Genomic DNA, 13,088 nt, shown 5'->3' with positions numbered 1-13,088 from the left:
TCACCGGCGGAGGACTCGGCGGCCTCACCGCCGCCCCGTCCGTTGCCTGATGCGGCACTAGCGAGCGACCCGCACGTATCTGCCGTACGGTCGAGCCCGACCACGGATCCGCGCCGCCCAGGCCGACCTGCTCGACGCTCTTCCCGGAGAGCGCCTGTCCGACCTCGACGAACTGCGAGCCCGAGGCGTGCTCGGTTCCCGCCCGTCGGCGCCCCCGTCCCCGCGGCGGACCCTCGGAACCGGTGGCCGCGCTGACGAGGAACTGCCCCATCATCCCGCCTGAGTGGTGCCGCACGTGCGAAACGCCCGGTGGGCGGCACCCGCACGGGGTGCCGCCCACCGGGCGTCGGTGGCGCAGGTGTCAGCCGGCTGGAGGGGGATCAGATGAAGGTGATGTCCCAGTGGACGCCGCCACTGCGGGGGATCCTGAACAACTCCCTGTCGTTCAGGACCCGGTGGGGGCAATTCCCGCTCCTGCTCACCCGCGGCCTGATCGACGGGCTCGACCAGATCGGGCGTGCGTTCCTCTCGCGGCACGGCATCCACGACGAACCGGTGTTCTGGCAGCCGCCGGCCCGTCTGCTGGACGGGCTCGATCTGCCCCGCCCCGACCCCGCCCACCTCGACATCGACAAGCTGCACAAGCTCGTCAACTCCGGGCAGTCACCCCTGCCCGTCGCGCAGGCGCTCGGCACCGACCTGAGGACCCTTCGCTACGCCGCGACCCAGTATCCGCTGCCCACGCCCGACCTGTCCGCCGAGGCGATCCGGGACCGGGCCTCCGGCCGGGTGATCACGAGTGTGCCCCTGGCCCGGGAGATCCTTCCCAAGGACCGGTTCGAGCAGCTGTACATGGACGAGGACCGCCCGTTCACAGAGATCGAACGCGAGACGGGTGTCTACCGCAAGGCCCTGGCCGTGCTCGCTGACGAGTACGGCATTCCCCGACGCCCCGCCACGCGCCGCAGGAAGCTGGACAAACAGAGGCTGCATGAGCAGTACGTCGTCCAGGGCCGCACACTGGCTGACCTCGGGCGGGAGACCAGCATGAGCGCGACGGCCGTGGCGGCCCGCGCCCACAGTCTCGGGATCCCGGTGTGCAACAACAGGCAACCCCCGGGCTGCGCGGTACGACTTCGCGTCGGCACCTGCGGTGATCCAGCCCGGCCTGAACAACACCTACGCCATCCGCCGACTGCGCATCTTCCTCCAAGTTGTCCGTTACCCCACCCTCGGCGAGGCGTGCCGCACCCACGACATCTCACGGGAACCCTCACCCAGCAGCTCAAGCGCCTGGAGACCGACCTCGGCGGCCCCCTGCTGATCCGCGCAGGCCGCGGCCGACAGCTCGAACTCACCATGCTCGGCGAGGAAGTTGTGCGGGCCGTCAAGGACTGGGCTCACACTCTCGTGGAGCAGCCGCGCGAGACCTGGCAGCAATCAGCGCCCCGGCCTTCACCCGTCCCGCGAACAAAGCGAAGGGAGCGGGCACGGCGCACGAACGACGCCCCGAATGTGGACTGCTTTCCCACCCTCCTGCAGCCCGCGGTGAGCACCTACGCCGGGCAGCGGCAGCTGCACCGGTTCCTCCAGGCCGCCGCCTACCCCACCCTGGCGGCGTTCTGCCGTGAAGCCGGTATCCGTCCTTCCACACTGACCCGCAGCGTCAGCACCTGGAACAAGACCTCCAGGGGCAGCTGTTGATCCGCGGCCAGTGCGGGCACCGGATACGGCTCACCGACTTCGGCCAGAAGGTGCTTCGCGCCGCCCAGCCGTACGATGGTCAACTCGCCATCGACGAAACCGGCTAGGCCAGCTGGTGCGTTGGCCACGAACGTTCGCCGGGGTCGATTACTGGGATTCGCCGCGCGGTGCCGCTTCGGATCCGCCCGCCGAGCAGGCATTCCGGTCGGGGGTCCGGGGCCCCACAACGTCAGTCGCCGATGTCACGAGCCCCCGGGAAGACGCAGTAGGCGACTGCGGGCCGTGGGTGTCGCCGGCGTTCGCTGCGTCAGCCGGCCGTACGCCCCGACATCACCCGATCAGTTCAGTACCATGGTTTCCCGGCGATCGGGCCGACGTGCACCACAGGAGGCGCCATGGAGACCGTGGACCCATCAGTGCGTCGGCGCCGGCAGCGCGATCGTCAGGTGGGAAATCCGGCGGCCCTGCGTATGGGCGTGATCTGGTATGTCCTCGGCACCGCGGGCGCCTTCGTGCTCGGCCTCCTCGTCTCCCTGTGGTTCGACGCGCTGCGCGCGATCTTCCTCAACGCGCCATCCGGCACCCACGTCTCCGGTGTCTCGGTCCCGCTCGTCGTCGCCGGGGTGGGCGCAGGGGCTCTCCTGGGCCTGGGCCTGCCGGTGGGCGCCCATCATCTCGACGGCTACCGGGCTGCACGGGGCGGTGGCGGATGGGCGCTGGCGATCGGCGTCGCCGGCTTTGCCCTGAGCGTCGCTGTCGCGTCGCGGGGCTGGGTGGCGGCGGACCGCGTCGGCTGGGTGGTGACGGACTACGAACCGCCGGAGCCCTGGGGTTGGGGGCAGTGGATCCTCTACTACGCCGAACTCTGGCTGCCGGGCCTTCTGGTCGTGCTCTCGCTGCTGCTGGTGTGGTCGGCCGTCCGGGCCCAGCGCCGCAGCGCCGCGAGCGCCGCCACCCGGGACCGCCTGCTGCTCGAGGGGCTGCGGACCACCGGGACCATCAGCGAGCTGCGCATCCACTACTCCAGCGACGACTCCGGTGGGCGGCACGTCGCGGGGGCCACCGCCACGGTCACCTACGTCGACGCTGCCGACACGCGCCGCTGGGTGACGCGCAAGTACGCCGATGCGTCCGTGCTCGTCCAGGGTGGCGCGGTGCAGGTGCTCCACGACCCTGCCCGCCCGGACGACGACGACTCGGTGTTCGTGAGCTTCCTGCGGGAGCCGGCCGCGCTCGACTGGGTCTGACGGGCAGCTCGGCGGGACTCCGGCTGGGCGGCCACAGCGGATCGTGCCGGGCGGGCTAGGGAGCGTATTCGGTTGTGATCAAGGGGTGGCTCGCGGGACGAGTAAGCCTTGTCCCCGGCGACAGCACCGGGCCGGGTGCGGGGACGGCCGACAGGCCCGCGCACCCGCACCTTCTTCAAAACGGGGATGAACTGCGGGCTTTCCGCCGCCTGGCCCGCGGTCAGGAGGAGAGCCAGGGGGCGGCACTTCCGATCGGCGGCGAGATGGACCTTGCTGGTCTGCCCGCCTCTGGACCGGCCGAGCAGGGCAGCCTTCGGCGGGAGCTTGCGCCGACATCTGAAGGCAGCGGTAGAACTGCCCGACCATGCGGTTGAAGAGGTTGCGCTGGGTGGCGGCATAGGCGGGCGCCTCTACTGGCCTGGAGGCCGGACCCAGGGAGCGAAGCGTTGGCCAGGTGCCGCGTCCTCGCGCCAGTACCTCAAGACCGTCTCCTGGACGATCTCGAATCGCTCGGCGGCGATGAGACATGAGACAGGCTCCTGCCCGCCAGCGTCGGCCTCGAAGGCGACCATGACGGGCAGTTGTCCGCCGAGCCCACGGGTAACCTCCAGCAGCTCGTCAGGCGACGGAGCACGAAACGTCGGATCTTGAAAGCTCGACGGGCAGCTGGCGAAGACCGGATCGGCAAAAACCAGCTCCAGACCATGGTGGTAGGTCAGATCATGACCAGCAGCAAGCCGGAGCTGCCCGGCGTTCCAGGCAACCACGTCCCAGTCCCACCAGTTTCACGTCCGGGTCTGCAACAGCGGGTGCAGCCCCTGGTACTGACCGGCCACGGGGGAGTAGGGGGAAGCAGGGGTACCGGGCGGGCGAGGGGGCAGCAGCCCGCCCGGTACCTCAAGGGCCCGCGCGGGCGTCCTCCTCGCCTACTCGTCTCTGAGCGCCTCCAGTCGGTCGCGCAAGTCTTCGGCCTCGGCGGTGCGGTCCTGGGACCGGTACAGCTCGAGAGCCCGCTGCCAGGCGGTGCGCGCGTCCGTGTACCGGTGAAGGGCACGATGGGTGTCGCCGACGTTTGCGAGCGTGTCGGGCTCGTTGGCGGTGTCATCGACCTCTCGGAACAGCTCCAGGGCCTGCCCGTAGTGGTCCAGCGCGTCACGGTACCGGCCGGTGTGGTGGGCGATATAGCCCAGGCTGTCCAGGGTCGAAGCTCCGTGAGCCGGGAAGCCCTCCGCGCGGAAGAGGGCGAGGGCCTGCTCGCAGTGGGTGCGGGCTTCCGTGTAGAGCCCCAGCTGCGCGTGCATCCAGCCGACCGCGTTGAGCTGGTTCGCCTGCCAGAGAGGATGGTTCACCTCCTGGTACAGGCGCAGAGCGTGCATCGCGTGGTCGAGAGCACGCGCGTTGTCTCCCTGCTCCTCCCAGACCCGACCCAGGGTGCGGTAGATGTGAGCCTGCCCCGCGATGTTGTTGCTGCGCTCGGCCAGGGTGAGGGCATGGCGCAGATGGTCGAGCGCCTGCCCGTGGTCGCCGGCGCGGGCGCTGGCGAATCCCAGGCGCCAGTGCGCGAGTGTCTTGGCGGTGTGGTTGTCGCCGTCGTACTCGGCTGCGGCCAGGGCGGCTTGCCACACCATGACGTACTCCTGCAGACGGTGCCCGCCCAGGTGATAGGAGATGAGTGTCCACGCCAACTGCCACACGACCCGGTGGCGCCCGAGGGCAGCGGCCTGCGACTGGGCGGCCAGCAGGCAGTCGTGCTCGTCATGGAACCACCGGAGCGCCGCCGCGGTGTCGTCGGGTGTGATCGGGCAGCTGCCGGTGGCAGGAGCTTCCGGTTCGGGCCGGAAGGGTGTGTACGGGCCGTCCAGCAGCAGATTGGCGGCGAAGGCGCTGTGAAGGTAGTGGTCCAGCAGCCGGACCTGGGCGGATACGGCCTCCACGGAGGGAATGCCGTCGGCGAGCTCGACGGCGTACAGACGGACGAGATCGTGCATCCGGTACCGCCCTGGACGGTGCTGCCGCAGGATGTGCGCGCCTTCCAACTCGGCCAGCAGCACTCGAGTCTGGGCCGGGGGGAGTCCTGCCAGGCCGGCGGCCGCCCCCAGGCCGAGGTCCGGACCTTGTGCCAGGCCCAGGAAGGAGAACAGTCGGCCGGCGGAAGGGGTGAGGGCCCGGTGGGAGGCAGCGAAGACGGCGCGCACGTTCACCGTCAGGTCACCGGGGTCGAGTGCGGTGAGGCGGTCGGCGGCCCGGACGAGTTCCTCGGCGAGGACGGCGAGCTGGAAGTCAGGGTGCATGGCGGCGCGGGCGGCCACTATGCCGAGGGCGAGCGGTAGACCAGCGCAGTGCTCCACCAGAGTGGCAACGGCTTCGGGCTCGGTGGAGGTTCGCTCGGCACCCAGGCGATCTACCAGCAGCGCGTGCGCCTCCGCCGAACTGAGGATGTCCAACGGCAGCAGGCGGGCGCCGTGCGCGGCCATCAGGGCGGACAGGCGGTTGCGGCTGGTGATGAGGACGGTGCAGGAGGGACTGCCGGGCAGCAGCGGGCGCACTTGTTCGGCGTCGCGGACATCGTCCAGGAGGATCAGCATGCGCCGGTCCGCCAGCAGGCTCCGGTACAGGGCAGACTGGGCCCCGAGGTCGGTGGGCACGCGGTCGCGGGCGACGCCCAAGGCTTCCAGAAACCCCCGCAGGGCCACATGCGAGGGCAAGGGCGGCGTACTGGGATCGAAGCCGTACAGGTTGGCGTACAGCTGCCCGTCAGGAAACCGCTGCGTGCTCCGGTTGGCCCATTGAGCGGCCAACCAGCTCTTGCCCACACCTCCTGGACCGCAGATCACCGTGATCGCCACGGTGCCGTCCGGCCCTTCCGCGAGAGACTTGGTGAGCTGCTCCAATTCCTCGTCGCGTCCTGTGAACAGAGCTGGTGGGGCCAGTAGTTGGCGTGGAACTGAGGAAGAGGTTTTGGTGGACGTTCGGACCGGGACGGCGAGGGACGCGTCAGCGGTAAGGATGCGTTGGTGTAACTGCTGCAGCGGCAGGCCCGGATCGATGCCCAGCTCTTCGGCGAGGGTTTGGCGTGTGTGTTGGTAGTGCCGTAGCGCGTCTGCTGGGCGGCCGGAGTGGTGGAGGGCGAGCATGAGCTGGCCGGCCAGGCGTTCGTCGAGGGGGTGTGCCGCGGCGTGTGTGGTGAGGTCGGCGAGTATGTGTGTGTGGTGACCGTGGCGTAGGGCGATGTCGTTGCGGTCGAGTTCGGCGGTGAAGCGTTCGTGGTGGATGGTCTCGCGCAGTGTGGTGTACCAGGGTGTGTCCAGGGCGCTGAAGGCGGGACCGCGCCATAGGCGTTGGGCTTGGTCGAGCAGAGCGGCTGCGCGGTCGTCGTCTTGGGTGTGGCGGGCCTGTGCGACGAGGTCGCGGAACCGGTGCAGGTCCACTGCCGAGGTATCACTGGCGAGTTGGTAGCCACCGGGTTCACGGCGGATACGGACTTCGTCACCGCTGGCCAGCTCCAGGGCCTGGCGCAGGCGGGAGATGTAGCTGTAGAGCGTGGGGCGCCAGCGTTGGGGTGGCCGGTCGCCCCAGATCCGGTCTCCGAGCCGGTCGATCGAGACGGTGTGGTTGGCGTCCACGAGCAGTGCGGCCAGTACGGACCGCTGCCGCAGATGCCCGAGGTCGACCGGCCTGCCGTCCACATGTGCTTCGATCTCGCCGAGTACTGCGAACTGTGTCTTCACCGCATCCCGTTCCGAAAGCCGCTTCCCGGTGATCGTTTCAGACCACTGTGACGCGGCGGATCGTTAACCGTCCGACATTTGCGGGTGGTTGACCGAAAAGAGCTGCAGGATCTGCTGTCGTCGTTCGGCTTCTCCGTGATCTCCACCCGCAGGTTCGACGTCCGCCAGGCGTACTCGGCGACGGCGGCGAACAGCTCGGTTTGCTGCTGCGGCGACAGCCGGCCCACTACGCCCGCGCGGTCTCCAGGTCCTGGCGCTCTCTCCGCATGCTCGGCCTGCTCACGGGCGAGACGTGCCTCACGCTCCACCCGCTTCCGCTTCCGCTCCCGGCGCGCGTCCTCCTCCGCCACCGCCGCCGCATCTGTTCCATGTAGACGTGGTGCTCCTCCTCCCGTTGCAGCCGCCGGCGTTCGTCCTCCTCGGCCTTCCGTACCCGCTCCTGCTCCTCCCGCTCCTTCCGGCGCCGTTCCGCGGCCTCCTCCTGCTCTTGCTGGCGGGCCTCCCGCTCCGCTCGCGCGGCTTCCTGCTGCTGCCGCATTGCCTCGTGTCCTGATCGGCGATCGACCGCTTTGAGGTCCACCACTGATCCCGTTTGAACTGACGTTGCTCACCATCGACAACCCGGTACACCCGCCGGTACCGGCGCAGCACCTCGGCGGGACCCAGGCGGCCGACAGCGGCGGCTCGCGACGGCCCCGCAGGCCGCGGCCTCGGCCGGGTGCCGGTCCGCGTCCGCGCCTGCGCGGGGACGCTCCGCCCGGCGACGCCGTGTGACCGCCTGGGGGATGGCCTCCGTTTGACAGAGCTCAGGGCGACACAGTTACTTAAAGTGTCTTATTCATTACGTTGTGTGATCGATGGTGATCGTGCCGTCCCCCTACGAATCCGCCGCCGCCCTCCACCCCACGCGAGGAGCCCCACCGTGACCACGACCCCCACCCGTCCCACCGTCGTCCCGTCCATCGAGCAGCTGCCCCAGCCGGAGCTGCGCGGGTCCACCGACATCCAGGGCAACATCCTGGCCGCGTTCAACAAGGACTTCATGGACTTCCGCTACCTGCACTTCCCGGACGCCGCCAAGGGCCGCGGCTGGCTCTCCGCGATCCTCAACACCGTCGCCACAACCAACGAGACGGAAGACTTCAACGAGCAGTTCTCGCTGGCCCGCCGGGCCTTCGGCCGCGACCCGTCGATCACCACCGTCCGCTGCGGGGTCTCCCTCACCTTCGAGGGCCTCGTGACGATCGCCAACAAACCCGATCAGATCAAGAAGGACCTCAGCACCTTCACGTCGTTCTGCGCGGGCGCGGCCGCACGGGCCAAGGACCTCGGGGACACCGGCGAGAGCGACCCCAAGACCTGGTTGTTCGGGGCCGGCACCGGCGACAAGGTCGTGCACGCGGTCCTCATCGTCGCCGCGGACACCGAGGAGCTGCTGAAGGAGAAGCTGAAGAACCTCGACACGGTCGAGCAGACCCACCAGATCACGCGCGTCCATGTGGACGAGGGCCGCACCTTGAAGGGCGATCTGAAGGGTCACGAGCACTTCGGCTACAAGGACGGCATCTCCCAGCCCGGCGTCAAGGACTTCCACCGCGAGGACGCCAGCCGCGAGGGCTTCCGCGACAACCACGCCGGGACCGAGCTGATCGAACCCGGCGAGTTCGTCTTCGGCTACAAGAGCGAACAGGGCGACCGGAAGGCGCCGGCGTGGATGAAGAACGGCTCCCTCCAAGTGGTGCGCCGCCTTCGCCAGGATGTCGCCGGCTGGAACAAGGCCGTGGTGGACGGCGCCAAGAACTTCACCGGCAACATGGACGCCAACCGGCTCGGTGCCTGTCTGGTCGGCAGGGCCAAGGACGGCACACCGCTCGCCCCGCCGTGCAGCGCCGTGACCGGCCTCGGCTCGGACCGGAACGGTTTCGACTACGCGAACGACCCCATCGGCCGGCACACCCCCTGGGCCGCGCACATCCGCCGCACCCATCCGCGTGCCTTCGCCGGAATCGTCGACAAGAAGCCGAAGAGCCACCGCCTGATGCGCCGCGGCATTCCGTACGGCCCTGAGTTCAAAGGCGGCCCGGACGACGGTAAGGACCGCGGGCTGATGTTCGTCTGCTACGGCACCTCGCTGGAAGAGCAGTTCGAACTGGTCCAGCAGCACTGGTCCAACGACGACGCGTTCGCCCCCGGGGAAAGCCGGTCCGACCAGGTGGTCGCCAACGGCTTCGACAAGGTCACCGGCCTCGCCGGCAAGGCCTCGATCGAGCTCGCGGACGGCACCTTCGGCACGGTCGACATGAAGCGCTTCGTCCGCACCGCGGGCGCGCTCTACGCCTTCACCCCCTCGATCAGCACGCTGCGGCTGCTCGCCGAGGGCGAGGACCTTCCCAACAAGTCAATCGGCTCCTGAGCGGCGAGGAGAAGCCATGAACGAGAGACCCACCGTCGAGGGCACGGCCAACGACCGCGCCCGCCAGCAGACCTGCTGGCAGCTGGCCCGCGAGCTGCTGCTGGTCGGTCCGGACGACAAGGACCTGAAGCTGCGCTACCTCGACATCCTGATCAAGGAGGGCATCCCGGAGACCGACGAGCCCAAGGACGTGCTGATCGTCGGCGCCGGGATCGCCGGTCTGGTTGCCGGGAAGCTGCTCAAGGACGCCGGGCACAACGTCACCATCCTGGAGGCCAACGCCAACCGGGTCGGCGGGCGGATCAAGACCTTCCGCTCCACCGATGACGAGCAGGACGGCCCGTTCTACGACCCGGTGCAGTACGGGGAGGCCGGAGCGATGCGGCTGCCCGGCTTCCACCCGCTCACCCTGGCCCTGGTCGACAGACTCGGCCTGAAACGGCAGCTGTTCTGCAACGTCGACGTCGATCCCGACACCGGCAACCAGAACACGCCCGTCCCGCCGGTGGTCTACGAGTCCTTCGAGGACGGCAAGGTCTGGAAGCACGGCGAGGACAGCCCGGACTTCCGCGAGCCGGTCAAGCGCTTCAACAGCTGGATCCGCACCAACCGGATCCAGGCCCGCCGCAGCGAGTACGCCGCCGACCCGAGCAGCGTCAACGAGGGCTTCCACCTCACCGGCGACGAGGCGCGGATCACAGCCGGCGAGATGGTCAACCAGGCGCTGGAGCCGGTCCGCGACTACTACTCGTACATCGAGAACGGCAAGCGGGTGCGCAAGCCGTTCGCCGAGTGGCTGGACGGCTGGGCCCGGGTGATCCGCGACTTCGACGGCTACTCGATGGGCCGCTTCCTGCGCGAGTACGCGGGTTTCAGTGACGAGGCCATCGAGGCGATCGGCACGATCGAGAACATGACCTCGCGGCTGCACCTGTCCTTCTTCCACACCTTCCTGGGCCGCAGCGACATCAACCCGGACGCCACCTATTGGGAGATCGAGGGCGGCAGCTGGCAGCTGCCCTACGCCCTCGCCGATGAGCTCCAGGACGAACTCGAAATGGGCGAGCGGATGATCCAGATGGAGTACTGGGACCCGCGCCGCGACGGCGGGGCAGGCCAAGACGTCGGGCCGAACGGGCCCCAGGTTGCCGTCCACACCGTGCCCGAGGGCGACCCAGAGGCCGAACCCACGGTCTGGAAGGGTGACTTCGCGATCGTCACCGTCCCGTTCTCCGCGCTGCGGTTCGTCCAGGTCTCGCCCCCGTACTCGTACAAGAAGCGCCGGGCGATCATCGAGACACACTACGACCAGGCCACCAAGGTGCTGCTGGAGTTTTCCCGCCGGTGGTGGGAGTTCACCGAGGCGGACTGGAAGGACGAGCTCGACTCCATCGAGCCCGGCCTGTACGAGTACTACCAGCGGGCCGGCGAGGAGGACGCCGAGGCGGCCGCGCTGGCCGCGCACAACGGGCACCGGCCACCGCCCAATCTACCGAGGGTGCTGCTCGGCGCCCACCGGAGCGTGGACTCCAGCCGGATCAGCCAGGAGCAGTTGGAGGTCTTCCGGCACACCCCGCTGCGCCGGGCGAGCGTGCGCCCCGCCACCAACTGCTTCGGCGGCGGTTCGACCACCGACAACCCGAACCGCTTCATGTACTACCCCTCGCACCCGGTGCCCGACAGCGACGGCGGCGGCGTGGTGCTGGCCAGCTACAGCTGGTCGGATGACGCGGTGCGCTGGGACTCGATGGCCGACGCCGAGCGGTACGTGTACGCGCTGCGCAACCTCCAGTCGGTGCACGGCCGGCGGATCGAGGTGTTCTACACCGGCTATGGCCAGACCCAGAGCTGGCTGCGCGACCCGTACGCCTTCGGCGAGGCGGCGGTGTACACCCCGCACCAGATGACCAGCTTCCACCTCGACGTGGTCAAGCCGGAGGGCCCGGTGCACTTCGCCGGCGAGCACGTCTCGCTCAAGCACGCCTGGATCGAGGGCGCGGTGGAGACCGCCGTCCGCGCGGCGATCGCCGTGCACGAGGCACCCACACCACCACCCCGCGCCAAACCGGAGATCTATCCAGAGGTGCGGGCCGGACGCGCACGCAGAGCGGAGGTGCTGAGCGGATGAGCGGCAACGGCGAATGGACGGTGGGCCGTTACCTGGCCACGAGACTTGAGCAGTTGGGCATCCGGCACCTGTTCGGGGTGCCGGGTGACCACCTCGGCCCGTTTCTGACGATCATGCACGCCACCACCGGGGTGCGCTGGGTCGGCACCCCGACCGAGATCGGTGGCGGCTATGCCGCCGACGCCTACGCCCGGGTGCGGGCCGCCGACGCCGACCTCGCCAAGGGCGAGCAGGGCGTCGCCGCAGTCGCGGTCACCTACGGCGTCGGCGCGTTCAGCCTGCTCAACCCGATCGGCGGCGCCTACGTCGAGTACGTGCCGGTGATCGCGATCAACGCGGCGCCGTCGTACGAGCAGTGGCTCAACTACCAGGCGGTCGGTCTGCTCACCTCGCACATGAGCCAGCGCCGGGAGAGCAATCTGGAGGTCTACCGGCAGGTCACGGTGGACGCGCAGGTGATCTCCAACCCCGGGCTCGCGCCCTCGCAGATCGACAGCGCGATCATCGCCGGCCTGACCGAGCGCAGGCCGGTCTACCTGGAGGTGATGGACGACCTCTGGAATGCCCCGTGCGCCGAGCCGCTGGGCGAACTCCGCGGTCAGGAAAGGCCGTTCACCAAGAAGAACGAGGAAATGCTCGCCAAGGCGGTGGAGGCCTCGGTGAAGCTGGTCGAACGGCTCGGCACGCCGGTGCTGTGGGCGGGCGAGGAGATCGAGCGCAACCGGCTGGAGCGGGAGCTGGTCTCGCTGGTGCAGCTGACCGGCATCCCGTTCTGCACCACCGTCGGCGCGAAGTCCGTGGTCTCCGAGAACACCCCGGGCTTCACAGGCGTCTACAACGGCAAGGCGAGCCTGCCGGAGGTGCGCAAGGCATTCAAGGCCGCCGGGTGCCGGATCGGCCTGGGCACCTGGTCGACGTCGAAGAACCTCGGCGGCGAGAAGTCGATCGGCGACGACTGGATCGTGGCCGCCCACGAGGGCGTCAGCGTCGGCGCGCAGTACTTCCCGGACGTCCAGCTGGCGCGGTTCGTCCCGGCACTGCGGGACGCGCTGGGTGTCGCTTTCGGCAAGCGGGCGTTCGAAACCGACCTCTTCGCGCTGGCACACGCCAAGGACCGGCAGGTCCCGGCGAGCACGATCGCCTTCCTGACCGGCCTGAGCAGCGCGGACTACCCCGAGGAGCTCACGTACGACGGGTTCTTCCAGCACATGAACGCCTTCCTGCTGAGCCAAGCGCAGGGCGACGGCCCGGAGGCCACCTCGCCGTTCACGGTGGTCTCGGACGCAGCGTTCGCACTGCTGGGCTCGATGAATCTACAGATGGCGGAGCGGGCGAGCTTCGTGGCACAGAACAGCTGGCTGTCCATCGGCTACTCGGTCGGCGCGGCCACCGGGGTGGCGCTGGCCCGCCAGCAGCCGCTCAAGCGGCCGCTGGTGTTCGTCGGGGACGGATCGTTCCAGGAGACCTGCCAGGAGCTGTCCACGCAAGTGCGCCACCACCTGCGGCCGGTGGTCTTCGTCCTGGACAACGAGGGCTTCTACGGTATCGAGCAGATGCTGGTCAGCCCCTGCTATTACAAGGAGAAGCCGTCCGACGGGGCCGACTTCTACAACGTGCTGCACCCGTGGCAGTACGAGAAGCTGGCAGAGGTCTTCGGCTCGGAGAAGGACCGGATGCACGGGCGGGAGCTCACCACCCACACCGAGCTGGAGTCACTGTTGCTCGACATCGCCGATCCGGGTAGTGACATCAACGACGCCCCGATCCTGGTCCGGGTCCGGCTCAACCGGCACGACTACCCGCGGGCACTTCAGTACAAGATCGACGAAAATTGCAAATAGCCGCCGTACGGCGCACCGGCCCCGGTC

General features: G+C 69.1%; 7 protein-coding genes and 1 pseudogene. 4 read left to right on the top strand and 4 right to left on the bottom strand.

Annotation, left to right across the window (positions count from 1 at the left end; genetic code table 11):
- Nucleotides 1-384: 384 nt before the first annotated feature.
- Entirely contained in the window at nucleotides 385-1,704 is a 1,320-nt protein-coding gene (locus tag ABZY11_RS16665; protein WP_356479828.1) for a LysR family transcriptional regulator, read from the top strand.
- A 1,075-nt stretch (nucleotides 1,705-2,779) separates the two neighbouring features.
- Here ABZY11_RS16665 and ABZY11_RS16660 read toward each other — a convergent pair.
- The 4 genes and pseudogenes from ABZY11_RS16660 to ABZY11_RS16645 form a co-directional block, all read right to left on the bottom strand.
- Nucleotides 2,780-3,283, bottom strand: a pseudogene (locus tag ABZY11_RS16660) (transposase); the annotation flags it as partial.
- 78 nt (nucleotides 3,284-3,361) lie between these two features.
- A complete protein-coding gene (locus ABZY11_RS16655; protein WP_356479827.1) occupies nucleotides 3,362-3,718 on the bottom strand; it encodes a hypothetical protein in 357 nt (118 codons plus the stop codon).
- Nucleotides 3,719-3,877: 159 nt separating this feature from the next.
- Nucleotides 3,878-6,679 (bottom strand): BTAD domain-containing putative transcriptional regulator, encoded by a 2,802-nt coding sequence (locus ABZY11_RS16650; protein ID WP_356479826.1) that lies wholly within the window; start codon nucleotides 6,677-6,679, stop codon nucleotides 3,878-3,880.
- 226 nt (nucleotides 6,680-6,905) lie between these two features.
- Nucleotides 6,906-7,217, bottom strand: a complete 312-nt coding sequence (locus tag ABZY11_RS16645; protein WP_356479825.1) for a hypothetical protein — start codon at nucleotides 7,215-7,217, stop codon at nucleotides 6,906-6,908.
- 384 nt (nucleotides 7,218-7,601) lie between these two features.
- On the opposite strand from ABZY11_RS16645, the gene ABZY11_RS16640 reads away from it, so the two are divergent.
- From ABZY11_RS16640 to ABZY11_RS16630, 3 genes are read left to right on the top strand one after another with little or no spacing between them, the layout of a single operon-like run.
- On the top strand, nucleotides 7,602-9,092 hold the full coding sequence (locus ABZY11_RS16640; RefSeq protein ID WP_356479824.1) for a Dyp-type peroxidase: 1,491 nt from the start codon (nucleotides 7,602-7,604) through the stop codon (nucleotides 9,090-9,092).
- 16 nt (nucleotides 9,093-9,108) lie between these two features.
- Nucleotides 9,109-11,220, top strand: coding sequence for an FAD-dependent oxidoreductase (locus ABZY11_RS16635; RefSeq protein ID WP_356479823.1), 2,112 nt, complete (start codon nucleotides 9,109-9,111; stop codon nucleotides 11,218-11,220).
- Complete coding sequence (locus tag ABZY11_RS16630; protein ID WP_356479822.1) at nucleotides 11,217-13,061, top strand: thiamine pyrophosphate-binding protein; 1,845 nt, start codon at nucleotides 11,217-11,219, stop codon at nucleotides 13,059-13,061. Before ABZY11_RS16635 ends, ABZY11_RS16630 begins: the two co-directional genes overlap by 4 nt.
- Nucleotides 13,062-13,088 lie beyond the last annotated feature (27 nt).

This window comes from Streptomyces sp. NPDC006510 (assembly GCF_040611955.1).
Taxonomy (GTDB): domain Bacteria; phylum Actinomycetota; class Actinomycetes; order Streptomycetales; family Streptomycetaceae; genus Streptomyces.
This window is presented reverse-complemented; position numbering and strand designations above follow the sequence as displayed.

What these genes read in the sequence shown, in the direction of transcription:
- ABZY11_RS16645 (WP_356479825.1), bottom strand. Translation starts at nt 7,217, where the DNA reads ATGCGGCAGCAGCAGGAAGCCGCGCGAGCGGAGCGGGAGGCCCGCCAG.
- ABZY11_RS16630 (WP_356479822.1), top strand. Translation starts at nt 11,217, where the DNA reads ATGAGCGGCAACGGCGAATGGACGGTGGGCCGTTACCTGGCCACGAGA.
- ABZY11_RS16635 (WP_356479823.1), top strand. Translation starts at nt 9,109, where the DNA reads ATGAACGAGAGACCCACCGTCGAGGGCACGGCCAACGACCGCGCCCGC.
- ABZY11_RS16665 (WP_356479828.1), top strand. Translation starts at nt 385, where the DNA reads ATGAAGGTGATGTCCCAGTGGACGCCGCCACTGCGGGGGATCCTGAAC.